We start from the raw sequence: 25,912 nt of genomic DNA, 5'->3' as shown, positions 1-25,912 counted from the left end.
CTCCTCTCCCGTTTCACGAGGGAAGAGCTCGAGGGCCCAAACGAAAACACCCGGCGGGACGAACCCGCCGGGTGTTTGCTGTTTCAGGCCTTCAGGGCGCGGGGGCGCGCCCGCGGGGTCTAGCGGTCGAAGTTGCGGGCCAGCAGGAAGCCGAACACCGCGCCGGCCACGAAGGTCCCCAGCGCCAGGGCCAGCGGGTGCTCCTCGGCGGCCTTGTGGGCGGCCTCGGCCTTGGGCTTGGACCAGGCGACGGCGGCGTCGGTCTTGTCGTGCACGTATTCGCGGGCGACCTGGGTCTTCTCGGCGGTCGTCTCGGCGATGGTGGCCGCGGCCTTCTTAACGGCGGCGGTGGCCTTGGCGGCGGTCTTCTTGGCGCCGGCCTTGGCTGCGTTGGCGTCGCCGGCGAGGTCGGTCTTGATGGTGGCGTCGGTCATCGGCGTCTCCCGGTGTGAAAGGGCGTGTTCCCAAAAGGCTGTTCCGGGGCGCGACGCGAGCGCGCCTCCAGGCGTCTGGAGACTAACACCTGGCGAGCCGGTTTGGTTCGGGCAAGAGGCGATCGCGCACGTTTTGCGCGAACCCGCCGCCAGGCGCCAGTGACCGGGCTCCGGCTAGTTGTCGCGGACGACCTTCAGCACCGCCTCGCCATAGCGGTCGAGCTTGCCCTGGCCCACGCCGCCGGACTTGCCCAGGGCCGCCAGGGTCAGCGGGCGGGCGGCGGCGATCTCGGCCAGGGTCGCGTCGTGGAAGATCACGTAGGGTGGTACGTGCTGGGCCGAGGCCTGGTCCTTGCGCCAGGCGCGCAGGGCCTCGAACAGCATCTGGTCGCCCGGCGGCACGGTCAGGGCCTGGCGCCGGCGCAGGCTCTTTCCTCCGCTGCCGCCGCTCTTGCCCCCTTCGCCGCCCGGGGCCTGGCGCAGGGAAACCTGCCGCTCGCCGCGATAGACCTGGCGCACGCCCTCGCCGTCGCCCAGGCCGATCAGCGGGCGGCCGTCGTTGGGGTCCTCGCGCAGCAGGCCCTCGAACACCAGGGTGTCGAGCAGGTCGCGCCAGCCCTGAGGGCTGAATTCCTTGCCGATGCCGAAGGTCGACATCTGGCCTTCCTGCTGGGAGACGTCCTTGGTCTTGCCCAGCAGGTGGTCGATCAGTCGGCCGCGCCCGAACCGGCCGCCCAGGCGATGGGCGGCCGACAGGGCCTTCTGGGCGGCCTGGGTGGCGTCGACGCCGGTGGGGGGCGAGATGCAGATGTCGCAGGTCCCGCAGCGCTCCACGCCCTCCTCGCCGAAATAGCGGCGGACGGCGGCGGCGCGGCAGGTCATGCCTTCCAGCATGGCGTAGAACTGCCGCAGCTTGCGGCTCTGCACCTGCTTGACCTCGTCGGGGGCCTCGCGGGCGTCGATGCGGCGGCCGGCCCAGGCGAGGTCCGCGCTGCTGTAGAGGGTGATGCCCTCGGCCGGCTGGCCGTCGCGCCCGGCGCGGCCGATCTCCTGCCAATAGGCCTCGATGGCGGCCGGCGGGTCGGCGTGGATCACGAAGCGGACGTCGGGCTTGTCGACCCCCATGCCGAAGGCGATGGTCGCCACCATCACCGCCTCGTCGGCCTCGAGGAACTGCTCGAGGCGGCGGGCGCGGACGGTCTTGTCGAGGCCGGCGTGATAGGCCAGGGCCGGCACGCCGTTGTCGATCAGCATCTGGGCCAGCTTCTCGGTCGAGTCCCGGCTGCCGGCATAGACGACGCCGGCGCGGCCCGGCCGCTCGGTGACCAGCTCGATCACCCGGTCGTGGCCCTTGCCGCGCTTGCGCTCGGCGTTGAGCGCCAGCTCGGGGCGGGCGAAGCTGTCGACGAACTCGGCCGCGCCCTGCAGGCGCAGCTCCATGCGAATGTCGTCGCGGGTGCGGGCGTCGGCCGTGGCGGTCACCGCCAGGCGCGGGACGTTGGGGAACACCTCGGCGATGCGGCCCAGCATCCGGTATTCGGGCCGGAAGTCGTGGCCCCACTGGCTGACGCAGTGGGCCTCGTCGACGGCGACCAGCGACAGGTCAAGCCGCGACAGCCGCTCCAGCATCCAGCCCTGCATCAGGCCTTCGGGCGACAGGTAGAGCAAATCCAGCTGCCCGGCCTCGATGCGCCGCCAGATCTCGGCGCGCTCCTCGGGCAGGGTGTTCGAGTCCAGGCGCTCGGCGGCGACGCCGGCCTGCTGCAGGCCCGCCACCTGGTCGGCCATCAGCGCGATCAGCGGCGAGACGACGAGACCCAGGCCCGGGCGGACCAGGGCGGGGATCTGGTAGCAGAGGCTCTTGCCGCCGCCCGTCGGCAGCACCGCTAGGGCGCTGCGCCCTTCCAGCAGCTCGCCGACCACCTGCGCCTGCAGGCCGCGGAAGTCCTGGTGGCCGAAGGTGCGGCGCAGGACATCGCGCGCGGCGTCGAGCGAGGGCGGGGAGGCGAGGGCGGTGGACACGGCGCTCTTTTGGCAGGGGCGAGACTCCGCGCCAAGGCCGGAAACGGCGGATTTTGCAGATCCTCTGCCTCAGTCGCTTCGCGACAGCCCCCAGAGGGGAGCATCTCTTGGCGCTTTAGATCCTCCCCCTCTGGGGGAGGTGGCCCGGAGGGCCGGAGGGGGGGCGTTTTCAGCTTCCGTAGCCCCGACCGATTTCGCACCAACGCCCCCCACCCGATCGCTGACGCGATCGCCTCCCCCACAGGGGGAGGTTCCTGGTTGTGGGACACGCCCCGGCCGGTTCTCCCCCGCTTGGTTAAACCGCGTTCACCTGTCGTCAATTCTATCGCGTGTTTGGTCGCTGTGAGCTATGACACCGCCACGCGGGCGGGGCTAACGAGACCTAGGGTTACAGATGGCTAACGGCGCCTTCGGCGGAAACAAGCCGGCGAAGACTCAACGCACGCCCCTCCAGGCGCTGCTGTACTGGACGACGGTTCTGGGCGTGTGGGGGCTGATCTTCGTGGTCACCTTCTTCGCGGTGTTCGCGCGCGACCTGCCCGACACCTCCAAGCTCTACGACGTCACCCGCCAGCCCTCGATCAACTACCTGGATCGCTCGGGCGCCCTCCTGGCCGTGCGCGGCAGTCAGTACGCGCCGCCGGTCGACATCGACGCCCTGCCCGAATACGTGCCGGCCGCCTTCGTCGCCATCGAGGACCGGCAGTTCTACCACCACTTCGGGTTCAACCCGTGGGGCATCGCCCGCTCGCTGATCTGGAACATCACCCATGACGGCGGCCCACAGCGCGGCGGCTCGACCATCACCCAGCAGCTGGCCCGCAACCTGTTCCTCAGCCCGGCCCAGAACTACAAGCGCAAGGCCCAGGAGCTGATCCTGGCCGTCTGGCTGGAGCTGAAGTTCAGCAAGAAGCAGATCCTGGCCCTATACATGAACCGGGTCTATTTCGGCGCCGGCGCCTACGGCATCGAGGCCGCCTCGCAGCGCTACTTCAACAAGCCCGCGAAAGACCTGACCATCGGCGAGGCCGCCCTGCTGGCCGGCATGATGAAGGGCCCGGCCCGCTACTCGCCGGTCAGCGCCAGCGAGCGCGCCGCCCGCCGCGCCACCGTCGTGCTCGACGAGATGGTGCGCCTCAAGGCCATCACCCCCGAGCAGCGCGACGAGGCCTTCAAGACCCCGGTGCAGGTGTCGGCCACCCTGGCCAACCAGCGCGCCCAGTATTTCACCGACTATGTCGACGCCCAGGTGCGCTCGCTGGTCGGCGAACCGACGGAAGACCTGGTGGTCGAGACCACGCTGGACCTGCCGATCCAGGTGGCGGCCGAGCGCGCCGTGCAGCTGGGCGTCGAGGGCCACCTCAAGCAGGGCGTCCAGCAGGCCGCCCTGGTGGCCATCGACGGCGAGGGTCGCATCCGCGCCTATGTCGGCGGCGAGGACTACGGCCAGAGCCAGTTCGACCGCGCCACCAGCGCCCGCCGCCAGGCCGGCTCGGCCTTCAAGCCGTTCGTCTACCTCACCGCCATGGACCAGGGCCGCAATCCCAGCGTCATGGTCGTCGACGAGCCGGTGAAGATCGGCAACTGGGAGCCGCGCAACTACACCAACACCTTCCTGGGCCCCATGACCCTGCAGACGGCCCTGGCCCAGTCGATCAACACGGTCGCCGCGCGCCTGGCCAACGAGGTCGGCACCAGCAACGTGGCCGCCACCGCCCGACGCCTGGGCATCACCAGCAAGATCCAGCTGGACCCGTCGATGGCCCTGGGCGCCGTCGAGGTCAGCCCGCTGGAGATGGCCCAGGCCTACGCCCCGTTCGCCAACGGCGGCTTCCTGGCCAAGGGCTACGGCATCGAGCGCATCCGCACCGCCTCGGGCAAGGTCCTCTACGACCACAGCGTCGACAGGCAGCCGCGCCCCTCGGTGATCGGCTCGCCGTCGCTGCAATACATGAACCAGATGATGCGCCAGGTGGTGAACGGCGGCACCGGCGGTCGCGCCAAGGTCGCCGGCTACGACATCGCCGGCAAGACCGGCACCACCAGCGACTACAAGGACGCCTGGTTCGTCGGCTACACGGGCGGCTTCGTCGCCGCGGTGTGGACCGGCAAGGACGACAACACCGCCATGAAGCGCGTCAGCGGCGGCGGCCCGCCGGCCGAGATCTGGAAGGTGTTCATGAGCTCGGCCCTGCCGCGCCTGAAGGCCACCCCGATCCCCGGCGGCACGGCCGAGCCCCCGCCGCCGACCGAGGACCCGATCGGCGACATCCTCGGCGACGGCGAGACCCCGACCGCCGATCCGGGCGCGGCCCCGCCGCCCGCCGGAACCCCGCCTGCCCAGACGGCCCCGGAACTGCCTTACTAGACAAGACCCATCGCCCCGGATGTCACCCGACATCCGGGGCGATCTTTTTGACCCTCTCTCTTAGAGAGAGGGAGGGGCCCATGCGAAGCATGGGAGGGTGAGTGGTTACACCCTCAGCCGGCGTGCCGGCACATCGCCCGCAACAGAGCCAAGATCGTCCAGGGGCTTCGCCTATCCTCTCACCCTCCCACGCCTGGCGGCGCGGGCCCCTCCCTCTCTCCATGAGAGAGGGTTTCTTGGGGCGGCGTTGGGACCTTTGCCGGTGTCTACGAACAGCCTTGCCGCGACTGGGGCAGGGAAGGGCGTCCGATCCAGCCCCAATCCCACCAACAGCGTAAACCGTTGTTAAGGCTCACTGTTAAGGTCTGCGACACCTCTCCGAAAGCCGGTGTTTACCCCCTGCCTGTATCACTCTGAACCAACAAGAGTCGCTCTCCACGTGGGCGCGGCCGGTTCTGGTGGATGGCCTTCAATGACCAAGACGGTGCTCGTCGTCGACGACGATCCGACCCAACGTCGACTGATCCAGGCGGTGCTGGAGCGCGAAGGTTTCGCGGTCTGCCACGCCGAGAACGGCGACGCGGCCATGGCGCACCTGGCCGCCGGCGCGCCGGCCGACGTGATCCTGCTGGACCTCGTCATGCCCGGCCTACCCGGCCAGGAGGCGCTGAAGGAGATGCGCGCGCGCGGCTACGCCCAGCCGGTGATCGTGCTGACCGCCAGCGGCGGCGTCGACACCGTGGTCAAGGCCATGCAGGCCGGCGCCACCGACTTCTTCATCAAGCCGGCCAGCCCGGAGCGGATCACCGTGTCGATCCGCAACGCCCTCTCCATGGGCGACCTCAAGGGCGAGGTCGACCGCCTGAACAAGCGCGTCTCGGGCCGCACCACCTTTTCCGACCTGATCGGAACCTCGCCGGCCATGACCATGGTCAAGCGCATCGGCGAGCGCGCCGCCAAGAGCGCCATTCCGGTGCTGATCACCGGCGAGAGCGGCGTCGGCAAGGAGCTGATCGCCCGCGCCGTCCACGGCTCGTCCGACCGCGCCGGCAAGCCGTTCGTGGCGGTCAACTGCGGCGCCATCCCCGAGAACCTCGTGGAGTCGATCCTGTTCGGCCACGAGAAGGGCAGCTTCACCGGCGCGTCCGACAAGCACTCGGGCAAGTTCAAGGAAGCCGACGGCGGCACCCTGTTCCTCGACGAGGTCGGCGAGCTGCCGCTCGACGTCCAGGTCAAGCTGCTGCGCGCCCTGCAAGAGGGCGAGATCGACCCGATCGGCTCCAAGCGCTCGGTCAAGGTCGACGTGCGCATCGTCTCGGCCACCAACCGCGACCTGTCGGCCGCCGTCGCCCAGGGCCTGTTCCGCGAGGACCTCTATTACCGCCTGAACGTCTTCCCGGTGGAGGCGCCCAGCTTGCGCGAACGCCGCGAGGACATCCCGGCCCTGGTCGAGGCCTTCGTGCGCCGCTTCAACATCGAGGAAGGCAAGCGCGTGGTCGGGGCCTCGCCCGAGACCCTGCAGATCCTCTGCGCCTTCGACTGGCCCGGCAACGTGCGCCAGCTGGAGAACGCGGTCTATCGCGCCATCGTGCTGGCCGACGCGCCCTACCTGCAGCCCTACGACTTCCCGGCCATCTCGGGCGTGGTGGCCCCGCCGCTGGAGCCGTCGCCGATCGAGCCGCTGCCGGTGATGATCCAGGCCGCCGCCGTCCACGCCGAGACCGGCGCGCTCGGCGAGGCGCCGGTGCGCATCCTCGACGGCCACGGCCACCTGCGGACCCTGGAGGAGATCGAGCGCGACCTCATCCAGCACGCCATCGAGGTCTATGCCGGCCACATGAGCGAGGTGGCCCGGCGCCTCGGCATCGGCCGCTCGACCCTCTACCGCAAGGTCCGCGAGCAGGGCATCGACGTCGACGTCAAGGAAGCCTCCTAAGCGCCTTTCCGGCAGTTGAACTTACGATCGTAAACTGATCTTCTGTCCCTCCATGATCGCGTGGAGGGGGCATGATCAGGATCCTGTGGCCGCTGGCGGCCGCATTGACGGCCGTCTGGGCCGTGGCCGCCTCGGCCCAGCCGTTGAGCCCGGCCGAGGTCGCCCAGGTCGACGCCGTCGCGGCCAAGGCGCTGGCCGACAGCCCGACGCCCTCGCTGTCCATCGCCGTGGTGCGGGGCGGGCGCCTCGTCTTCGCCAAGGCCTATGGCCTCAAGCGCCTCGACCCGCCCACGCCGGCTGATGTGGACGCGCGCTACAACATCGGCTCGGTGTCCAAGCAGTTCACGGCCGCGGCGCTGCTGCGGCTGGCCGATCAGGGGCGGCTGTCGCTCGACGACAAGGCCGCCGCCCATGTGGCCGGGCTTTCCGGCGCCGACCGCATCACGTTGCGCCAGGCGCTGAACCATACCGCCGGCTACAACAGCTACTTCATGCTCGACTTCATGCCGGCCGAGGCCGGACGCCCGGTCGATCCGGCGGAGATCGCCCGGCGATGGGGCGGGGCGCGGCTGGACTTCGCGCCCGGCGCGCGGTGGGACTACAGCAACACCGGCTATGTCGTGGCGGGGCTGGCGGCGGAGCAGGCTTCCGGGCGGTCGCTGTCGGCCCTGCTGGGCGACGAGATCTTCACGCCCCTGGGCATGACCGGCGCCGGGGCGGTCAATGATCGTCCGCTGGGGGGTGGCGACGCCGTCGCCTACACCCGCATCGCCACGGCTCCGCCGCGCGTCGCGCCGACGGTCGGGCAGGGGTGGGAGTTCGCGGCGGGCGGCCTGGCGATGACGGCCTCGGACCTGGCGCGCTGGGACATGGCCATGCTGGAGGCCCGCGTGCTGTCGCCGGCCGCCTGGACACAGCTGACCACGCCGGCCCGGCTGAACGACGGGGCGCTCACCGACTACGGCCTGGGCGTCTATGTCGACACGGCGGGGGAGCGGCGGCGCGTCCGCCACGACGGCGTCACCTCCGGTTTCGCGGCCGAGAACCGGGTCTATCTCGACGAGGGCGCGGCGATCGTAGTGCTGGCCAACGCCGATTTCGGTGGCGCGCCCCAGCAGGTCGCCGATGCGATCGAGGGGATACTGGCTTCGGCCAGCGTCGAGGCCGCCGAGACCTCGCCGGTCCAGGGCCCCGCCGCCGCCGGGCCGGTCGACAGGAAGGCGCTGGCCATCGCCAAGCGATTGCGGGCGCAGCTGGCGACGGGAAGGCTCGACCGGTCGCGGCTGACGCCAGAGCTTTCGGCCCACCTCAGCGGCGCGGTCCTGGCCGATTATGGCCGCAGCCTGGGCGGCCTGGGGGAGCCGACGGGCTTTGTCCAGTTACGGCGCGACGACATCGGGGGGTTGCGGGCCAGCCTGTACGAGGTCGACTGGGGCCACACCAAGCTGATCTGTGTGCTGCGCCTGGCGCCGGACGGAAAGGTCGCTTCCTTCGCCCTGTTCGAGCCGTAGGGGGGGCTGCTCAGGCCGCCTCTTCTTTGCTGATCGTTCCTTGTCCCGCCTGGCCCTGGCCCCAGCGGGCGACCAGGGCGATGGGAGCGCCCACCAGCACCAGGTGGGCCCCCAGGTTGTTGATGAAGCGCGGCCAGGCGAAGGCGGCGGCCGGACCCACGTGGCTCAGCGGCAGCACGACATAGTTCATGACCCCATAGGTCGCCGCGCCATAGGCCAGGCCCATCAGCAGCGGCCTGCGGACCAGCACGGGCATGCGCCGGGCGGCCAGCACGTAGAGCGCCGCCATCACCGACATGATGAAGTAGTGCAGGAAGAGCCCCAGGGCCGCCGTGGCGTTGCCGCCCTGGAAGGCCGCCTTGCCCAGCAGGCCGCTGGCGATCGACTGCAGGATCCGCTGCGGCGGCACGGCCTTGGTCACGCTCCAGAAGGTGAAGGCGTCCAGGATGTCCAGCGTGCCGGCCAGCAGGGTGGCGGCGGCGATGACGAGCAGCACGGGGCGCGTCGCGCCGCGGTCGATAGCCATGGACCGGTTCCTCCCCCCATCTGTGGCGGCGAGGCTAGTCCGGCGAACGGCGTTCGGCAATCACGCGCCTTCCAGGTCGTGTTTCAGGCGGTTGAGCAGGTCGGCGGCGGCCAGGGCGTAGGGGCCGATCCAGCGGTCGTGGATGTCCTGGAAGGGGCCGGCGTCCAGGTGATTCCAGCGCACCCGGCCCTCGCGCCGCACGACGATCAGTCCGGCCCGCTCCAGCACGCCCAGGTGCTGCATGACGGTGCAGCGGTCGAGCGTCCCGGCAAAGTGCTCGCACAGCGCTCCCGTCGTGCGCGGGGCGGCCTTCATCAGGTCCAGCATCTGGCGGCGCCGGGAATCGGCCAGGGCCTTGAACAGCAGGTCGTCTTGGGCGGCGCTTGACATGTTATAGAATTATAACCTTACATGCCCGCGTTCGCCAAGGGAGGACCGCCATGTCCAGCGACGCTCATTTCAACAAGGCCCCTCTGGCCGACAAGACCCCGCTGGCCTTCGAGGTGCAGCTGAAGATCCGCAAACCCGCGGCCGAGGTGTTCGACGCCGTCGTCGATCCGAAAAAGCTCAGCGGCTATTTCCTGCGCGAGGGCAGCGGCCCGCTGGTCGCCGGAACCACCGTGCTGTGGCGGTTCCCCGAGTTCGAGGAGCGCTATCCGGTGGTGGTGCGCGAGGTCGCGGCCCCCGAGCGCATCGTGCTGGAGTGGGGCTCGGCGATCGCCGGCGATCCCGACACCCGGGTGGTGATGACCTTCGTGGCGCTCGACGGCGCGAACACCATGGTCAAGATCGGCGAGTCCGGCTGGCCGCACACGCCCGAGGGCCTGAAAGCCTCGCACGGCAACGCCGGCGGCTGGATGCACATGATGGCCGCGATGAAGGCCTATCTGGAATACGGCATCAACCTGCGCGAGGGCGGGGCGTTCTAGGAGGGGCGATTGGCTCCGCCTCCAACCTCCCGTCATTCCCGCCCTTGTGGCGGGAACCTCTGGTTCCGTTCGCACGTGAAGCGCCAGCGGACTGCTCGGCAGTCCGCCCCTCCCGCCCTTGCGGCTGACAGAGGGGGTCCCGCCACAAGGGCGGGAATGACGGGCGTTGAGGGGGGGAGGGCGTGAGCGATCGCCTACCCCTCGTCCTCTTCCGTCTCGATCTCCGCCTCCGGCCGGCCCTTGCGCGTGAAGCCCTTGCCGCGCTTCATCGGCTTGCGCTCGCCCTTGGCCTTGGCGGTGATCTCCTTGAGCTTGATGGTCTGGTTGACCGACAGGGCCTGGCCGGCGCCGCCCTTTTCCGGGTCGCCGAAGGCCCGGCCATAGGTCTCGATGCGCTGGGCCACCGAGCCGAGGAACTCGCCCTCCCAGTCGGAGAGCTCGACGCCGCCCTTGTCGGCCATCCGCCTGGCCTTCTTGAGGGCGTTCAGCGCGGCCTTCCTGGCCTGGGCGCGGGGGTCTTGGGCTTTGGGGGCGGGCGGCTTGGCGCGCATGGGGCGACCCTAGCATCAAAAAGGCCCCCTTCCAGGGGAAGAGGGCCTTTGAAAACTCTGGTCTCGGACAGTCGAGGTCTGGGGAAATCAGATCTCGCCGATGGCCGAGAGGTAGAGGTCGAGGATGGCGTCCTCTTCCTGGCGCTTGGCGCGGTCGGTCTTGCGCAGGCGGACCACCTTCTTGAGCACCTTGACGTCGAAGCCGTTGCCCTTGGCCTCGAGGTAGACTTCCTTGATCTGCTCCATGATCTCGGCCTTCTCGACCTCGAGGCGCTCGACGCGCTCGATGATCGACTTCAGCTGGCCCTGGGCGGTGGAGTTCAGAACGTCGGCGTGCGGGATGGCGTCGTCGGCCATGGAGATCTCTCGCGAAAAGGGGCTGAAAACCGGAGGCGCGGAAACTAGTTCGGACGCGCCCCGAGGGAAAGCCGATTCCGAGCGCCGAGCGTGTAGAGGCCTTCGAAACCTGTGGTCCAGACATGCGAAAAGAACCGGCCGAGATCGACCGGTTCTTTCGAAGACCCTTCGCGTGGAGCGCGGCCGGCGGGGCCGCGGCTTCAACGTCGCGGACGTCCCGGAGCAGGGCCCCGGGCGCGCGTCATCAGCCTTGCTTGGCCTTGAAGCGCGGGTCGGTCTTGTTGATGATGTAGATGACGCCCTTGCGACGCACCATCTTGCAGTCGCGGTGGCGACCCTTCAGCGACTTCAGCGAGCTGCGAACCTTCATGACCGTCTCTGTTGTCAGCGGAGAGGTTCGGGCGCGCCATCAAGCTCGCCGGAACATCCGGATGTTTCGGAGGGCGTGCGTATAGGCAAGACGGGGCGATGAGTCAATCGGCCAAGGCCCCGCTGCGCGCAGCCGTCGCGCCGTGTTGCGCTCAGGCCCCGGTCGGGATGACGGGCTTGAACGACAGCCCCTTGGGCGGGGGCGGGCCGAAAGCGTTGTCGGCCGCTTGGCCGGGCAGGCCGCCCAGGGCCGACAGCAGCACCGGCAGCACCAGAACCGCCACGCCCAGGGTGTTCTGGTAGGCCTGGGGCGGGATGACGAAGCCGCCGCCGAAGAACAGGGCCATGAGCGCGATGAACACCCCGCCGGCCCACCAGCCGGTGCGGCCAAGGTCGTGCAGGCGGGGGATGGCGGCGATCAGCATCACCACCAGGGCGGACGGCAGCTGCCGCCTGAACACCAGGCTCGCGACCAGCATGGCGGCGATCGCCACCCCGACGATGACCCAGTAGCTGGCGCGGTTGATCCGGCCCTTCAGCAGCTGCACGTCTAACCCCTCGCGCGACCTCAAGTGTGTCGAAGCCTTCTAGAGCAAAGCTTGTGGAGAGGCGATGCGGACCGGGAACTCACTTCGTCCTGGCGTCCTTGTGATTGAAGCTTTCGCACGAACCCCGGTAGCCTGCCCCGATGGATAGACGCGTATTCCTCGTTCTGCTGCTGGCCGGCTGCGCCGACACGACCGTCAACGCCCCGCTGGCGCCGTCGACCCCGACCGCGCCGCCGCCGGTCGCTTCCACGCCCGCCGCCCCGACCCCGCCTTCGGCGGTCACCGCGGTGGAGACGGGCGGCCAGGTCGCCGCCTTCAACGCCTGGCTGGCCGACTTCAAGCCGCGCGCCGTGGCCGCCGGCGTGCCCCAGGCGGTGGTCGAGCGCGAGCTGAACGGCCTGACGCCCAATCCCCGCGTCATCTCGCTGGACGGCCGCCAGCCGGAGTTCTCCAAGCCGGTGGGCGACTATATCAAGGGCGTGATCAGCGACGACCGCGTGGCCGTGGGCCGCGGCAAGCGCGACGCCCTGCCGTTCCTGCCGGCGGTCGAGCAGCGCTACGGCGTGCCGCGCGACATCCTGCTGGCCGTCTGGGCGATGGAATCGGCCTTCGGCAAGATCCAGGGCGACTTCGACGTCGTCCGCTCGATGGCCAGCCTGGCCGCCGACGGCCGCCGCCGCGCCTGGGCCGAGGGCGAGCTGATCGCGGCCCTGAAGATCATCGCCTCGGGCGAGGACACCCGCGACCAGCTGAAGGGCTCGTGGGCGGGCGCCATGGGCCAGACCCAGTTCCTGCCGTCCAATTATCTGTCGACCGCCGTCGACTTCGACGGCGACGGCCGCCGCGACATCTGGCGCAGCGACGCCGACAGCCTGGCCTCGGCCGCCAACCTCCTGGCCAAGGGCGGCTGGAAGCCGGGCGTGGGCTGGGCCAAGGAGGTGATCCTGCCGGCCGGCTTCGACTACAGCCTGGCCGAAGGCCCGCGCGAGCTGCCCGCTTGGTGGGAAGCCAAGGGCGTGAAAAGAGCCGACGGCCTGCCCTGGACGGCCGCCGACGCGGCGTCGCCGGCCGGGCTGATCCTGCCCGCCGGCGCGGCCGGCCCGGCCTTCCTGGCCCTGCCCAACCACTTCGCGATCCGCAGGTACAACAACTCCACCTCCTACGCCCTGGGCATCGGCCTGCTGGCCGACCGCTTCGGCGGCGGCGGGCCGCTGGTCGCGTCCTGGCCGGTGGAGCAGCCGCTGTCGCTGGCCGACCGCATGGCCGCCCAGATCGCCCTGGCGCGCCTGGGCTTCGATCCCGGGCCGGCCGACGGCGTCATCGGCGCCGGCACCCGCAAGGCCCTGCGCGCCTGGCAGCAGAGCCGCCAGCTGCCGGCCGACGGCTACCTGTCGTCCGACATGGTGGGCAAGCTCAAGGCCCAGGCGGCGATTTCGTAGGGAAAGAACCTCCCCCAGTGGGGGAGGCGGCCGAAGGCCGGTGGGGGGACGTTTTCAGCTGCCGAGAAGGCGGCCGATTTCGCACTCGCTCCCCCCACCGATCGCTTCGCGATCACCTCCCCCACATGGGGAGGTTCCTCAGTGTAGAAGTCTTTAAGCCGCCTGGCTGACCTGCGGCGGGAACACGTCGTCCATGCGCAGGTAGGTGATCAGGCGGGTGTCGACCGACAGGATGGCTTGCACGAAGCGCAGCTCGTCGGCGCCCATGTCCGGGGCCGGCTGCAGGTGGTCGCGGGTGATGGTGAAGGTTTCCGAGACGGCGTCCACCAGGATCCCGGCCAGGCGGTCGTGGCACTCGACGACGACGATGACGTGGCGGGTCTCGGGGATGGTGACGCCCAGGCCCAGGCGGTTGCGCAGGTCGATGACCGGCATGATCGCGCCGCGCAGGTTGATGACGCCCTTGAGGAAGCCCGGCGCATGCGGGATCGGGGTCGCCGGGGTCCAGCCGCGGATCTCGCGGACCGTCTTCACGTCGATGCAGAACTCCTGCTCGCCGATGCAGAACGAGATCAGCTCGAGGGCCGGTTCGGCGTGTTCGGTCATCAGGAAATCCCCGGGGTCTGGAAGGCTGGCGCGGACGTCTCCGCTCGCCTGCCACAAGAGCCCGGGCGCCGTTTAACAACGGTTAATGCTGAAGTTTCTCGTGGCGCGCGAGGGCGAGACCGATTGTCGCGGGGCAGGGCGCCTAACCGGCGGCCAGCCGCGCGCGCTTCTTGAGGAACATCGCCGCGTCGGCCTCGGCCAGCGAGACTTCCGGCTCGGCGCCGGCCTCGATCTCGCGCACGCCGAACGAGACGTGCAGCGGCGCGCTCCATTCGCCGAATTGCACCGGAACGCCACGGATGGCGCCCGCCAGGCTTTCGCCCTTCATCTCGGCGGTGGCCTTGTCGGCCTGGACCAGCAGCACGGCGAACTCGTCGCCCCCCATGCGGCCGACGATGTCGCTTTCGCGCACATTGGCCAGCAGGCGCTCGGCCACGGCCTTCAGCGCCGAGTCCCCGGCCGCGTGGCCGAAGCGGTCGTTGACGGCCTTGAAGTTGTCGAGGTCGAAGAACACCAGGCTGGCCGGCGAGCCGTAGCGCTGGGCGAAGGCCGAGACGCGGCGAACCTCGCGCAGGAACGCGCGGCGGTTCAGCACCGGGGCCAGCACGTCCATGTCGGCCAGGGTCTCGGCCTCGTTGAGGCGATACTTCAGGCGCGAGACCTCGGTGCGCAGGTCCTCGACCTCCGACATCAGGGTCTGCAGGGCGGCCTGCACCTTGGGGGTCAGGTCGGCGGGCTCCAGGCCCAGGAACCCGGCCTTGTCGACGGGCACGGTTCCGCGCGGCGCGGCCGAGACGCCGGCGGCGTCGGCGAGCGCCCGGCGGCGGATCGCGGAGAAGGTTTCGGTGCGGGCGCCGGAGATCTTCATCGGAGGGGCGGCGAATCACTTCTGCTCAAGCTGGAAGGAAATCTGCGTTTTCTCGTTAACCATGACAATGGCGGTGGTAACCCGGCGCCAATAAGCCGCAGGTGGAGGGCGAGGGGCCGCAGGCGGAACAACGGTCGAAAACGTCCGAGAACGGGCTTTGGCCCGGGGAGACGACCCGCTATAAGGCGCGCGATTCAAGGGGCCGCCCCAGGTTTCTTGGTATACCCTTTATCGTTCGAGGAAGACGCCGATGACCACGTCCGCGCCGCCTGTCGCCATCGTCATGGGCAGCCGCTCAGACTGGCCGACGATGAAGAAGGCGGCCGACGCCCTCGACGAGCTGGGCGTCGCCTACGAAGCCAAGGTCGTCTCGGCCCACCGCACGCCCCAGCGCCTCGTCGAGTTCGCCACCGGCGCCAAGGCGGCCGGCCATCAGGTGATCATCGCCGGGGCCGGCGGCGCCGCGCACCTGCCGGGCATGGTGGCGTCGATGACGCCGCTGCCGGTGCTGGGCGTGCCGGTTCAGTCCAAGGCCCTCAGCGGCCTCGATTCCCTGCTGTCGATCGTGCAGATGCCGGGCGGCATCCCCGTGGCCACCCTGGCCATCGGCGAGGCGGGCGCCCGGAACGCCGGCCTGCTGGCCGCCCAGATCCTGTCGCTGGCCGACCCCGCGCTGGCCCAGCGCCTGGACGCCCAGCGCGCGGCCCAGACCGACAGCGTCGCGCAAAGCGTCGAGGACTAAGATCATGACCGCCTCTCCGGCTCTTCCTCTGCCCCCCGGCTCCACCCTCGGGATCCTCGGCGGCGGGCAACTGGGCCGGATGCTGGCCCAGGCCGCCTCGCGCCTGGGCTTCGACGTGGTGATCCTCGATCCCGAGGAGAACAGCCCGGCCGGCCGAGTCGCCGCCCGCCAGATCGTCGGCGCCTATGACGACCGCTGGGCGCTCAAGCGCCTGGCCGAGGCCTGCCACGTCGTCACCTACGAGTTCGAGAACGTCCCGGCCGAGACCGTGGCCGAGCTGACGGCCCTGGGCTGCGAGGTCGCGCCGGGCGCGGCCGCCCTGGCCGCCGCCCAGGATCGCGTCGTCGAAAAGACCTTCCTGGCCGAGATCGGCGTGCCCACCGTGGCCTTCGCCCCGGTCGACGACGAGGAAAGCCTACTGGCGGCCGTTGCGAAGATCGGCGCGCCCAGCCTCCTGAAGACCCGCCGCGAGGGCTATGACGGCAAGGGCCAGGCCTGGATCCAGCGTCCGGGCGACGCCATCGCCGCCTTCGAGAAGATCGGCCGCCAGCCGGCCATCCTCGAGGCCCCGGCCGATTTCGGCCGCGAGCTGTCGGTGATCGCCGCGCGCGGCCGCAACGGCGAGATCGTCTGCTACCCGCTGTCGGACAACCACCACGAGGGCGGCGTCCTGCGCCGCACGATCGCGCCGGCCAAGGCCACGCCGTCCGAGCGCGACCAGGCCGAGGCCATCGCCGCCAAGATCCTCACCGCGCTCGACTATGTGGGCGTGATCGGGGTGGAGCTGTTCGAGCTGGCCGGCGGCAAGCTGCTGGTCAACGAGTTCGCCCCCCGGGTGCACAACACCGGCCACTGGACCCAGGACGGCTGCGAGGTCGACCAGTTCGAGCAGCACATCCGCGCCGTCGCCGGCTGGCCCCTGGGCCCGACGGCGGCCCTGGCCCGGGTCGAGATGACCAACCTGCTCGGCCCCGAGGTCGACGCCTGGAAGAAGCTGGCCGCCGAACCGGAGACCCGCATCCACCTCTACGGCAAGGGCGAGGCCCGCGCCGGCCGCAAGATGGGCCACGTCAACCGCCTGCGGCCCCTGGAGGGCTAGGGGAAGATCCCCTCAGTCGGTCCGCGAGATCCTCCCCCTCTGGGGGAGGTGGCCCGGAGGGCCGGAGGGGGGACGTTTTCAGCTTTCGAGGCGCGGTGGTCGGTCATCACCGACTTCCCCCTCAGTCGCTTCGCGACAGCTCCCCCTTCAGGGGGAGCATCTTGGGTCAGCTCCGCGCGTACCGCATCTTGGCCAGGGCGGTCAGGAACTCCGCCGCCAGGTTGGGGGCCTTCACGCCGGCTTTCCACTTCTCGAAGGCCATGACGCCTTCGATACGGGCGTCCAGGTGCTTGAGGGCCGACTCGCGGCCCGAGGCCAGGTCGACCGCCAGGGTCGAGACCAGGATCCCAGACAGGATGGCCCGCTTGGAATAGTGGTTCTCGTCGGTGGCGACGTCGCCGGCCCAGCGCCACAGCTGGTCGGCGCTTTCCCACAGCAGAGACAGCGCCAGCGGAAGGTTGGTCGGGAAGGCCAGGAACGCGGCCCAGCGCCGCACGGCCTCGCTGTCGTGGGCGGCCGCGTCGATGCGGGCGATCACGCCCTCGCGGATCTTCTGGCGGATCTTCAGGGCCGCCGGATCCAGCTTGGCCAGCGATTCCATGGCCTTGGCGTCATGCCGGCGGGCCAGGATGGCGGCGAGATCCCGGGGGCCCTGGGGCAGCAGGAGATCGGTTTCCCCGGGTGACAGCTGGGCCGCCGCCGCGGCCGCGCGGACCAGGCCGGCATTCCAGCCCAGGCGCGGCGACAGGCGCAGGGCCTCGTCCAGAACCCGTTGTTCGGCCTTGTCGGCCCAATCCTGCGTTGCTTCGGCGGCGGTCTGGCTCATGAATCCGAGTCTACACCGGTGTTTAGCGCTCGTCGCGCATGGACACGCGCCCTCGCCTCTGCTATCTGCCGCCCCTCGTCGCCCGGAAGCACCCCTTCCAGGGCGTAAGGTTTTTATTCGCCCGCCCGGCCCCTCAAGAGGGACTTGGGAAATTGGTCGGGCCGTCGAATGGAGAGTCACCCCTGGTCCAGATTTTCGTCCGCGACAACAACGTCGATCAAGCCCTGAAGGCCCTCAAGAAGAAGATGCAGCGCGAAGGCTCGTTCCGCGAGATGAAGCGCCACGTCCACTACGAAAAGCCCTCGGAAAAGCGCGCCCGTCAAAAGGCCGAAGCCGTCCGTCGCGCCCGCAAGCTGGCCCGCAAGCGCGCTCAGCGCGAAGGCCTGCTGCCGATGCCGAAGAAGGCTTCGCGTTAAGAGCGCTGTCGAGGCGCGGCTCTTCGCGCCTCCGCGTTCCACGCACCCGAAAACAGACGAAACCCGCGCCGGGCGACCGGCGCGGGTTTTGTTTTGGCCGTAGAACTCCTCCCTCGCGAAGCGGGGGAGGTGGCGCGCTGCGGATACGCAGCGTGACGGAGGGGGCGAGGGACGAAGCGCCGAGCCCAGTCTCGCCCCCTCCACCCCTTCGGGGTCCCCCTCCCCCGCAAGCGGGGGAGGAGCCGTTTGTTTCGCTTCCACGCCGAAAGCCCCCTCGACGGATCGCCGGACCTCGCCTAGGTTCGCGCGGAACAAGAAGGGAACGCGCATGAGCGGCGACATCCGTATCGGCATCGGCGGCTGGACCTTCGAGCCCTGGCGCGGCCACTTCTATCCGTCCGACCTGAAGCAGAAGGAGGAGCTGGCCTATGCCAGCCGCCAGCTGACGGCGATCGAGATCAACGGCACCTACTATTCCAGCTTCAAGCCCGACAGCTGGCGGAAGTGGCGCGACGAGACGCCCGACGACTTCGTGTTCGCGGTGAAGGCCTCGCGCTTCACCACCAACCGCAAGGTGCTGGCCGAAGGCGGTGAGTCGGTGGCCAAGTTCCTCGACCAGGGCCTGACCGAGCTGGGCGACAAGCTTGGCCCCATTCTCTGGCAGTTCATGCCGACCAAGAAGTTCGACGAGGCCGACTTCGGCGCGTTCCTGGCCCTGCTGCCCAAGGAGAAGGACGGGCTGCGCCTGCGGCACGCGGTCGAGGTGCGCAACGACACCTTCATGACCCCGGCCTTCCCGGCGCTTCTGAGGGAGCACGGCGTGGCCGGCGTCTACGCCAAGCACTTCGACTATCCCGAGTTCGCCGACGAGGCCGCCGACTTCGTCTACGCTCGTCTGCAGACGGGGTCTGACGCGGTGGCCACCGCCTATCCCGAGCCGGAGCTCGACGCCTGGGCGGGCCGGCTGAAGACCTGGGCCGCCGGCGGCGCCCCGGCCGACCTGCCGCGCATCGACAAGGCCTCGGTTCCGGCCGCCAAGCAGCGCGACGTCTTCGCCTTCATCATCCACGAGGGCAAGGTCAATGCGCCGCACGGGGCGATGGCGCTGATCGATAGGGTGAAGTAGCCGCCTGCGGCGGCCCCTCAGTCGGCTTTGCCGACAGCTCCCCCAGAGGGGGAGCATTTCGAAGAGCGCCGGCGCCATTAGATCCTCCCCCTGTGGGGGAGGTGGCCCGGAGGGCCGGAGGGGGGACGTTTTCAGCTTCCGAAGCGTCTGAAGGATCCCATCTCTTCCCCCCACCGATCGCTGCGCGATCGCCTCCCCCACAGGGGGAGGTTCCCGAAGGTCACGCCGCCGCAGCCGCCGCCATCTCGCGCCAGCCCTTGGCCTCGCGACGGAACCGCGGATGGGTCTTGGAAAGCCGCTTGTCGAGTTCGGCCAGGACTTCGCGGGCCTCGGCCTTGCGGCCGGTCTCGCCCAGGAACACCGCATAGCGGGCCATGCCCTCGAAGCCGGGCAGGTGGGCGGCGGCCCAGCGCAGGGAGACGTCGGCCTCCTCGTTGCGGCCCAGCGCCGCCTGGGCGCGGCCCAGGGCCAGGGCGGTCTGCGGCGTGCGGCTCTTCTCGCCCTGTTGCCCCAGGGCTTCCAGCAGCGGCAGGGCCTCGGCGGCGCGGCCAAGCTCGATCAGGCTGTTGGCGCGGGCCAGCATCAGGGCCGGGTCGTCGGCATAGTGGCCCTGCAGGGCCTGGGCGTAGATCCGCTCGGCCTCCTCGTGCTTGCCAAGGCCCGTGGCGGCGGCGGCCAGGCGCGAGAGGTTGGTGACGGTCGGGGCGTCCTCGGCGTCGCGGCTGGCCTCGCGATATTCCCGCTGCGGATCCAGGGCCTGGCGGGCGGCGGCCTTCATCTGCTGGGCCTTGGACCCGCCCATGAACTCCGGCGCGATGATGGCCAGCAGATAGACGATCCCGCCCAGCGGCTGGAACATCAGGATGATCAGCAGCCAATACATCGCCTGGCCCGTGCGCACGACGTGAACGCAGAGGGCGATCGAGAAGATCAGCGACAGGCCGATAGCGGGGAACATCAACAAGGTCTCCGGATGCGTCCCGGCTATGTGTGGCCCCCATGCCGGGCCGTCAATCGGCGAGGCCGCCACAGGGCGAGGTTTCACCGCCCGCTTCGGAAGGTTCCCGCAACGCCGCCTCTTGCGCGTCCACTGTGTGTCTGCCTAATGTCATTATATTGCGAGAGTGCAATCCACTATGTGGGATTATCTCGCAACGAACACATAAGCAGACCGGGCAAACCGGCGCTTGGGTTGGAAACATAAGGGCGGGTCCATGGAGACGCCGCCGTCAGGAGGGACCTATGTCGTCGTCGTCCTCGTATGGTTCGCGTCTGCGGACGGGCTGTTCCCTGGCCGTCCTGATGTCGGCGGCCCTGGCGGCCAGCGCGGCGAGCGCCCAGACAGCCCCCCAGCCCTCCGGCGAGACCACCGAGAACGCGGTGGAAGAGGTGATCGTTACCGGCTTTCGCGAGAGCCTGAAGAGCGCGCTGAACGTCAAGCGCCAGTCCTCGGGCGTGGTCGACGCCATCAAGGCCGAGGACATCGCCGACTTCCCCGACGCCAACCTCGCCGAGTCGATCCAGCGCGTGCCCGGCGTGTCGATCACCCGCGTGGCCGGCGAGGGCCGCACCATCACCGTGCGCGGCCTGCCGCCGAACTTCACCCGCGTGCGCATCAACGGCATGGAGGCCCAGTCCACCAGCGGCGCCACCACCAGCGACCGCGGCGCCAACCTTGGCCGCGGCTTCGACTTCAACACCTTCGCCTCGGAGCTGTTCAGCGGCATCGCCGTGCGCAAGACCGCCCAGGCCGAGGTGATCGAGGGCTCGCTGGGCGCCACCGTCGACCTCGACATCGCCAAGCCGCTGGACCAGAAGGGCCGCACCTTCGTGGTCGGCGGCTCGCTGGGCTACAACGACCTGTCGAAGAAGAACGACAAGAAGCTCTCGGCCGTGCTCGGCGACCGCTGGGACACCGCCTGGGGCCAGTTCGGCGCCCAGGCCTCGCTGGCCTGGAGCAAGCGCGAGTTCCTCGAGGACCAGTGGGGCTCGGGCGGCTGGAACCCGGCCACCGTCGACGGCGGCTTCTGCACCCCGGTGGGCCGTCCCGTGCCCAACCCCGCTTTCAACGCCGCCAACGGCACTGACGCCGCCAACTGCGCCACCGGCGTGCCGCGCCCGGCCGCCAACGACACGCTGTTCGACCTGGGCAACCGCTCGACCGTGTTCTTCCCGCGCCTGCCGCGCTACGGCCGCTTCCACCACGACCAGGAGCGCACCGGCGCCACCCTGGCCCTGCAATGGAAGCCCAGCGAGCGCACCTCGTTCGGCTTCGACGCCCTCTATTCGAACTATGACGTGGTGCGCGAGGAGAACTGGCTGGAAGGCTTCTCCTTCGCCCGCGCCATCAGCCAGAACGGCAAGCCGCAGACGGCCATCCGCGAGCTGATCCTGCGCGAGGCCGGAACCAGCCATACCGCCGGGGTCAACAACGGCCTGCCGGTCTACGACGTGGCCTACGCCCGCTTCGACGGCGTCGACGTGCGCTCCGACACCCAGCACGACGAGTTCCAGAACGTCTTCCAGCAGTACACTTTCAACGGCAAGCACGAGCTGACCGACAACATCACCATCTCGGGCCTCGTCGGCTATTCGAAGTCGGACTACGACCAGCCGATCACCACGACGATCATGTTCCAGCGTCCCAACACGAGCATGACCATCGACTTCCGCGACGACCGCGACCAGCCCAAGATCACCCACGGCTTCAACGTGGCCGACGCCAGCCAGTACACCTTCGCCGCGCCCAACGCCGAGGTGCGGCTGTCGCAGATCTTCACCACCAACATCTACAAGACCGCCGAGTTCAACCTGGCCTGGGCCGTCGACGACGACCTGACCATCAAGGTCGGCGCCCACCACCACGAGTTCACCTTCGACACCTCGGCCCGCCAGCGCAGCAACAACTTCCTGGTGCCGACCCTGACCACGGCCCAGCTGCAGGCGGTGACCAAGGTGGTCGACGACTTCGGCGGCAACGGCATCAAGAAGGACGTCTTCCCGTCGTCCTGGGCGACCATCGACTACGACAAGTTCGTCTCCAGCCAGAACCTCTACAGCGACAGCGGCATGTACGCCCTGATCCCCAACTACGGCGGCATCCGCCGGGTGGAGGAGAAGGTCACCTCGGCCTATCTGCAGGCCGACCTGCGCACCGAGATCGCCGGCCTGCCGGTGCGGGGCGACGTCGGCTTCCGCATCGCCCAGACCGACCTTGCGTCGCGTGGCTACCAGATCGGGGCCACGCCCCAGCAGGTGACCGCCGAGCACAGCTATCACGACGTGCTGCCGTCGCTGAACTTCGCCGTCGACCTGCGCGACGACCTGGTGGTGCGCTTCTCGGCCGCCAAGGTGGTGTCGCGTCCGGACCTCGGCTTCCTCACCCCCGGCGGCAGCCTGAACCTGACCGGCACGCCGTCGATCGCCTCGGGCAACCCCGAGCTCGACCCGATCCGCGCCACTACCGTGGACCTGGGCGCCGAATGGTACTTCGCCCCGGGCTCGGTGCTGGGCGTGGGCGTGTTCTACAAGGACATCGCCACCTACGTTCAGAACCAGTCCCAGCAGATGACCTTCCGCGAGACCGGCCTGCCGCTGTCGCTGATCGGCACCTCGGGCGTGGATCCCGACAACACCCCCATCACGGTCACCCGCCCGGTCAACACCCCCGGCGGCCCGCTGAAGGGCTTCGAGATCAACTACCAGCAGACCTTCACCTTCCTGCCGGGCTTCCTGCGCCACACCGGCGCGCTGGTGAACTACACCTATGTCGACTCCCAGATCGACTACTTCCTGGCCGCCGGCGGGGTGACCACCAACGACCTCGTGGGCCTGTCGAAGAACGCCTACAACGCCACGCTCTACTACGAGGACGCCAAGTTCAGCGCCCGCGTCTCGGCCTCGTACCGCGACAAGTCGATCGTCGCCCTGCCGGCCAACAACCCGCTGCAGGACGTCGAGGGCTACGACGCCAACCTGACCTTCGACATGGCCGCCTCGTACCAGATCAACGACCGCCTGAAGCTGTCGCTGGAGGGGCTGAACATCTTCGACCGCTTCAACCGGCAGTTCATCGACTCCGACCGCGACAGCACCTTCGTCTACACCCACACGGGCCGTCAGTTTAATCTGGGGCTTCAGTACCGGTTCTAGGGTCTGATCCCTCTCTCTGAGAGAGAGGGAGGGGCCCGCCGCGCAGCGGTGGGAGGGTGAGAGGTTACAGCCTCTCACCACTTCCATCGTCATCTCGGAAAGCGCCTGGTGCGTATCCGGGACCCGGGGCCGTCGCACTGCGCCGGCCCCTTTCATTGAAGGCGCACCGGAGGTCGCTCCGGCCCGTGCAGAACGCCAGCCAACTGGACGGTCGGCGCCGCGAAGACGTGGCGCTGGACACCTCGCAGCGGTCGCCGGAAACTTCCGAGAAGGGTGGTGAGCGGACCCGTGCCGGTCTAGCGTCGCCTTATGAATAAGCGCTGGATAGTTGTCTTAGCCGTTGTCCTCCTCGGGCTCGCTGCGTCGGCCATCTACGTTCGGTTCTCACCGGCTGTGGCCCAGGATGCTTGCCTCGATGGAGGTGGAGCATGGCGGAATGGTGAGTGCATCCGCGAACAAAAGGCCGCGCACTCCGCGGTTCCTGAGGACGCAGTCATGCAAGGGGCATTGACGCGAAACGGCTCGCTGGACGGGCGGGCCGCGTTCGATATTGATCTGCCTGACGACTGCAAAATGACCACCAAGGGCTTCATGGTGGACTATCAGGTGTTCAAGGTCACCTGTGGCAAAGGGGATTACGCCGGGGTCTATGTCGGCAACTTCGGAGATGAGACGGTCCCGAGAAGCCGGACCCTTCGCACCCAGTTTGGCTGGCCGACCCAAGTACAAGTCTGGAGCAACATCGTTCCAGGTGATCAAGCCCGCGCCGACGCTATCGCCGCATCGGTGCGGCTAAGAGCGCTGAAATAGCGGGGCACCTGTGCGATTGTCATCGGACATTCCCGAAGCCGGCTAAGGGTCGGGAGCGGGAATTAGCGCCGGCGCTGAACGCGGACATGGCGCCCGTCGCCAACGAGCGGACTATTCTGGCGTCAGCTGGGGGTGGTGAGAGGACATCGGCGCGTATAGCGTCGCCAGATGGAAACGCCCGCGTGGACACCATCCGAATTGGATCCAGTCGTGATCCCCCAAGCCATCGCTGGCGCGCACAAGGTTGCCACTAGCGGGACTGTGGTGTGGCACACGGCAGGCGCACCCTTCGCGACCATCGAGTTCACAAGGATCGGAGGCGAACCTGGGCTCGATACCGAACTCATAGACGTGGCCGTCAGCGACCTACTCTTCGACACCGATGCGGGGCCGGTCGGCGACAGAGTGCTTTCAAGCTTCCTGGCCGATCCAACCATCATGCCAGCGGTCAGTCTGGAGACGTTGAGTGATGATCGGCGTCTAGCGAGGCCGGGCCTTTTTCCATCTGGCTTGATGAAGCGCGTCGCAAAGGCATGGACCACACCTCTTAGCCAATTGAGCTGCGCCCACGCTCGCGTCCTCGTCGGTCAGAAATTCGGGTTGCGCTGGCTGGCCTCGCCGGTGGCGGAGTTTCTCATCCAACACCCGCGCGCCGAGTGCGACCTCTATCCCGGTGATCTCATATGCGGTGCGCTACGGGCGCATAGGGAGTTCTTGGAATTCGCTCCTGACAATGCACGCGCGCTGTTCGCCGGTGATTTCGCTTGGATGGAGGCCACATTCGCATTTGATCCGGATGGCCGGCTTTACCTAGAGGCGACAGAGGACCTAGCCAGCGCCCGGCGACTGCTAGGCTTGGTCTAGTCACTCCGGCAAAGGAGACTTTCGGCAGATCCGACTAGGGTGGTTATCGGGCAATGGCTCAAAGCCTAGGGGTCGACTTCCCGAGTACTGCTTTCCAAGGCGAAGGTGCTGAGTCTGGGGCATCCTATAAAATGATCCCGCGCTGGAGAACCTTAGCGAAGTCCGTATTTCGTGAGTAGCTCCGATATGGGCCAGACTCGCACGATAAAGTTTGGGTATTGTCTTGCAAATTCCTCCGTATTTTGCCGAACATAATCGACGCTGACTTGGGAATCATCCACCACGAAGGCAAGAATTATGGGCATCATGAGGCCCTGAAGACTGGAAGAAATATCCTTTGATCTCTTCATTACGCTGACGCGATTGCGAATAAGGCGAACTTCCACAGCATAACTCTGTCCCTCGGCTTCGATGATTCCATCGAGGCGATAGACACGATTGTTAAGCGACACGCTCACATCCCGACGCACGGAAGCATCGAACTCACGCTGAAGCTCCTGAAACGCCAATGTCTCTGCCAGCAGAGCTTGTCGCATCATGTTCTGGTGCGGCTCGGCCGGAGGGGGGGCGGCTCGGGTATCACTGGGTTCTGGCGCTGCGTGGGCGCTGGGAGGAGGAGCAGGCGGCAACTGCTCACCCTTTACGCTTGAGGGCGTAGTGTCCGCCGATGCTGGCGTTGGAGCTTCCGCGCTTTCGTCGAACCGCCCGCCAAAACTGAGCGGGCTGTTGTGGAACGCAGCGTCGGTTCGGTACTCGCTAGGACTGTAGAGTTTCGCGTGGTGTTTGGCGACGAGCCACGCGAACACCCAGAGGACGGCGGCCGGGAAGGCCACAAGAAAAAGCACCAGAATTGTCTGGTTCCACGCCGTCAGGGTTTTCACCGCCACCCCGAACAGGAGCGCAGCCATCCCGTAAATCAGCGCGATGAACAGAGCCAAAATGCTGAGCGGGTTGCGGGAGGACCACGATGGGAGAGACGGGAAGGCCATGCTTTAGCTTCGCGCAAAGCGCTAGGTGATGTCAAAGCTCAACCTTGGTAGACGCCGGGCCAGCGGCTATATCGCCCTCAAAGTCGGTGGAGGCGATACGCTTCCCCCATACCTTGCTTCCCGGACTTTCCTTTCTATCGACACGGATGCTCGTCGATGGCGCCAGGATTGCGCTTCATATTGCCAGCGCCCATTCATGGGTCTCACAAGCGTCCGTATCAGCGCACCTACGCCGATCTACGAAATTGTATTCGGGAGCACGCCGAGCCGCCGCGAGCACGCCCCGAATGCGGGCGCGACCGATGTCCGCTAAGGGTCGAGGCTGTGCGAAAACTCGGCCGCTCTGCTCGAAGGTGCTGGCGCGGCGGAGTCGTCGCGGCATCTTCTCAGGTTCGGATCGCCGCCATCAGCGGCTGGGCGCCCA

Annotated in this window: 25 protein-coding genes; 12 read left to right on the top strand and 13 right to left on the bottom strand. The window is 68.4% G+C overall.

All coding sequences use genetic code 11. The features are described 5' to 3' along the window. Nucleotides 1-119 precede the first annotated feature (119 nt). Complete coding sequence (locus DDF62_RS10770) at nucleotides 120-434, bottom strand: hypothetical protein (RefSeq protein ID WP_116489117.1); 315 nt, start codon at nucleotides 432-434, stop codon at nucleotides 120-122. Between the two features lie 174 nt (nucleotides 435-608). Further along, a complete protein-coding gene (recQ, locus tag DDF62_RS10765; protein ID WP_116489116.1) occupies nucleotides 609-2,456 on the bottom strand; it encodes a DNA helicase RecQ in 1,848 nt (615 codons plus the stop codon). Between the two features lie 394 nt (nucleotides 2,457-2,850). On the opposite strand from recQ, the gene DDF62_RS10760 reads away from it, so the two are divergent. The 3 genes from DDF62_RS10760 to DDF62_RS10750 all read left to right on the top strand — a co-directional run bounded on the left by DDF62_RS10760 (nucleotide 2,851) and on the right by DDF62_RS10750 (nucleotide 8,271). Continuing rightward, nucleotides 2,851-4,824: a transglycosylase domain-containing protein gene (locus DDF62_RS10760; protein ID WP_116489115.1), complete on the top strand. Its 1,974-nt coding sequence runs from the start codon at nucleotides 2,851-2,853 to the stop codon at nucleotides 4,822-4,824. A 472-nt stretch (nucleotides 4,825-5,296) separates the two neighbouring features. Further along, a complete protein-coding gene (locus DDF62_RS10755; RefSeq protein WP_116489114.1) occupies nucleotides 5,297-6,760 on the top strand; it encodes a sigma-54-dependent transcriptional regulator in 1,464 nt (487 codons plus the stop codon). A 71-nt stretch (nucleotides 6,761-6,831) separates the two neighbouring features. Beyond that, nucleotides 6,832-8,271 carry a serine hydrolase domain-containing protein gene (locus tag DDF62_RS10750; RefSeq protein WP_116489113.1) on the top strand — a complete coding sequence of 480 codons (1,440 nt, stop codon included), beginning with the start codon at nucleotides 6,832-6,834 and terminating at the stop codon, nucleotides 8,269-8,271. A 10-nt stretch (nucleotides 8,272-8,281) separates the two neighbouring features. Here DDF62_RS10750 and DDF62_RS10745 read toward each other — a convergent pair whose 3' ends face one another. Continuing rightward, complete coding sequence (locus DDF62_RS10745) at nucleotides 8,282-8,797, bottom strand: hypothetical protein (protein WP_116489112.1); 516 nt, start codon at nucleotides 8,795-8,797, stop codon at nucleotides 8,282-8,284. 60 nt (nucleotides 8,798-8,857) lie between these two features. Beyond that, nucleotides 8,858-9,187, bottom strand: a complete 330-nt coding sequence (locus tag DDF62_RS10740) for an ArsR/SmtB family transcription factor (protein WP_101718585.1) — start codon at nucleotides 9,185-9,187, stop codon at nucleotides 8,858-8,860. Nucleotides 9,188-9,237: 50 nt separating this feature from the next. Here DDF62_RS10740 and DDF62_RS10735 point away from each other — a divergent pair, with 50 nt between their 5' ends. Beyond that, nucleotides 9,238-9,726 carry an SRPBCC domain-containing protein gene (locus DDF62_RS10735; RefSeq protein WP_116489111.1) on the top strand — a complete coding sequence of 163 codons (489 nt, stop codon included), beginning with the start codon at nucleotides 9,238-9,240 and terminating at the stop codon, nucleotides 9,724-9,726. A gap of 194 nt (nucleotides 9,727-9,920) precedes the next feature. On the opposite strand, the gene DDF62_RS10730 is transcribed toward DDF62_RS10735, so the two are convergent. From DDF62_RS10730 to DDF62_RS10715, 4 genes are all read right to left on the bottom strand, one after another. Next, on the bottom strand, nucleotides 9,921-10,277 hold the full coding sequence (locus DDF62_RS10730; RefSeq protein WP_116489110.1) for a hypothetical protein: 357 nt from the start codon (nucleotides 10,275-10,277) through the stop codon (nucleotides 9,921-9,923). An 87-nt stretch (nucleotides 10,278-10,364) separates the two neighbouring features. Next, nucleotides 10,365-10,634: a nucleoid-associated protein GapR gene (gapR, locus tag DDF62_RS10725; RefSeq protein ID WP_058348015.1), complete on the bottom strand. Its 270-nt coding sequence runs from the start codon at nucleotides 10,632-10,634 to the stop codon at nucleotides 10,365-10,367. A gap of 244 nt (nucleotides 10,635-10,878) precedes the next feature. Further along, a complete protein-coding gene (ykgO, locus tag DDF62_RS10720; RefSeq protein ID WP_004616427.1) occupies nucleotides 10,879-11,004 on the bottom strand; it encodes a type B 50S ribosomal protein L36 in 126 nt (41 codons plus the stop codon). Between the two features lie 151 nt (nucleotides 11,005-11,155). Further along, a complete protein-coding gene (locus DDF62_RS10715) occupies nucleotides 11,156-11,551 on the bottom strand; it encodes a DUF805 domain-containing protein (RefSeq protein ID WP_165832228.1) in 396 nt (131 codons plus the stop codon). A gap of 140 nt (nucleotides 11,552-11,691) precedes the next feature. On the opposite strand from DDF62_RS10715, the gene DDF62_RS10710 reads away from it, so the two are divergent. After that, on the top strand, nucleotides 11,692-12,990 hold the full coding sequence (locus DDF62_RS10710) for a lytic murein transglycosylase (protein WP_116489108.1): 1,299 nt from the start codon (nucleotides 11,692-11,694) through the stop codon (nucleotides 12,988-12,990). A gap of 153 nt (nucleotides 12,991-13,143) precedes the next feature. On the opposite strand, the gene DDF62_RS10705 is transcribed toward DDF62_RS10710, so the two are convergent. Both DDF62_RS10705 and DDF62_RS10700 read right to left on the bottom strand, forming a co-directional pair. Next, entirely contained in the window at nucleotides 13,144-13,596 is a 453-nt protein-coding gene (locus DDF62_RS10705; RefSeq protein WP_058348012.1) for a chemotaxis protein CheW, read from the bottom strand. A gap of 142 nt (nucleotides 13,597-13,738) precedes the next feature. Continuing rightward, nucleotides 13,739-14,464 carry a GGDEF domain-containing protein gene (locus tag DDF62_RS10700; protein ID WP_116489107.1) on the bottom strand — a complete coding sequence of 242 codons (726 nt, stop codon included), beginning with the start codon at nucleotides 14,462-14,464 and terminating at the stop codon, nucleotides 13,739-13,741. 250 nt (nucleotides 14,465-14,714) lie between these two features. On the opposite strand from DDF62_RS10700, the gene purE reads away from it, so the two are divergent. Continuing rightward, nucleotides 14,715-15,206: a 5-(carboxyamino)imidazole ribonucleotide mutase gene (purE, locus tag DDF62_RS10695; protein ID WP_116489106.1), complete on the top strand. Its 492-nt coding sequence runs from the start codon at nucleotides 14,715-14,717 to the stop codon at nucleotides 15,204-15,206. A gap of 4 nt (nucleotides 15,207-15,210) precedes the next feature. Then, a complete protein-coding gene (locus tag DDF62_RS10690; RefSeq protein ID WP_116489105.1) occupies nucleotides 15,211-16,305 on the top strand; it encodes a 5-(carboxyamino)imidazole ribonucleotide synthase in 1,095 nt (364 codons plus the stop codon). A 166-nt stretch (nucleotides 16,306-16,471) separates the two neighbouring features. Here the strand turns inward: DDF62_RS10690 and DDF62_RS10685 are convergent, their stop codons facing one another. Then, nucleotides 16,472-17,131 carry a COQ9 family protein gene (locus DDF62_RS10685; RefSeq protein WP_116489104.1) on the bottom strand — a complete coding sequence of 220 codons (660 nt, stop codon included), beginning with the start codon at nucleotides 17,129-17,131 and terminating at the stop codon, nucleotides 16,472-16,474. A 182-nt stretch (nucleotides 17,132-17,313) separates the two neighbouring features. Between DDF62_RS10685 and rpsU the strand changes: the two genes are divergently transcribed. Continuing rightward, the gene (gene rpsU, locus DDF62_RS10680; protein WP_081612876.1) at nucleotides 17,314-17,547 is read left to right on the top strand and encodes a 30S ribosomal protein S21; all 234 of its coding nucleotides are present in this window, start codon (nucleotides 17,314-17,316) and stop codon (nucleotides 17,545-17,547) included. A gap of 328 nt (nucleotides 17,548-17,875) precedes the next feature. Continuing rightward, nucleotides 17,876-18,673: a DUF72 domain-containing protein gene (locus tag DDF62_RS10675; protein WP_116489103.1), complete on the top strand. Its 798-nt coding sequence runs from the start codon at nucleotides 17,876-17,878 to the stop codon at nucleotides 18,671-18,673. A gap of 220 nt (nucleotides 18,674-18,893) precedes the next feature. On the opposite strand, the gene DDF62_RS10670 is transcribed toward DDF62_RS10675, so the two are convergent. Next, a complete protein-coding gene (locus tag DDF62_RS10670) occupies nucleotides 18,894-19,631 on the bottom strand; it encodes a tetratricopeptide repeat protein (protein WP_116489102.1) in 738 nt (245 codons plus the stop codon). 284 nt (nucleotides 19,632-19,915) lie between these two features. On the opposite strand from DDF62_RS10670, the gene DDF62_RS10665 reads away from it, so the two are divergent. The 3 genes from DDF62_RS10665 (at nucleotide 19,916) to DDF62_RS10655 (ending at nucleotide 24,499) form a co-directional block, all read left to right on the top strand. Beyond that, nucleotides 19,916-22,825: a TonB-dependent receptor gene (locus DDF62_RS10665; protein WP_116489101.1), complete on the top strand. Its 2,910-nt coding sequence runs from the start codon at nucleotides 19,916-19,918 to the stop codon at nucleotides 22,823-22,825. Nucleotides 22,826-23,320: 495 nt separating this feature from the next. Further along, a complete protein-coding gene (locus tag DDF62_RS10660) occupies nucleotides 23,321-23,635 on the top strand; it encodes a hypothetical protein (RefSeq protein WP_116489100.1) in 315 nt (104 codons plus the stop codon). A gap of 210 nt (nucleotides 23,636-23,845) precedes the next feature. Further along, nucleotides 23,846-24,499, top strand: coding sequence for a contact-dependent growth inhibition system immunity protein (locus DDF62_RS10655; RefSeq protein WP_133244913.1), 654 nt, complete (start codon nucleotides 23,846-23,848; stop codon nucleotides 24,497-24,499). Between the two features lie 152 nt (nucleotides 24,500-24,651). On the opposite strand, the gene DDF62_RS25385 is transcribed toward DDF62_RS10655, so the two are convergent. Continuing rightward, complete coding sequence (locus DDF62_RS25385) at nucleotides 24,652-25,488, bottom strand: hypothetical protein (RefSeq protein ID WP_133244912.1); 837 nt, start codon at nucleotides 25,486-25,488, stop codon at nucleotides 24,652-24,654. Nucleotides 25,489-25,912 lie beyond the last annotated feature (424 nt).

It is taken from the genome of Caulobacter radicis, from assembly GCF_003094615.1.
In the GTDB taxonomy this organism is placed as follows: domain Bacteria; phylum Pseudomonadota; class Alphaproteobacteria; order Caulobacterales; family Caulobacteraceae; genus Caulobacter; species Caulobacter radicis.
This window is presented reverse-complemented; position numbering and strand designations above follow the sequence as displayed.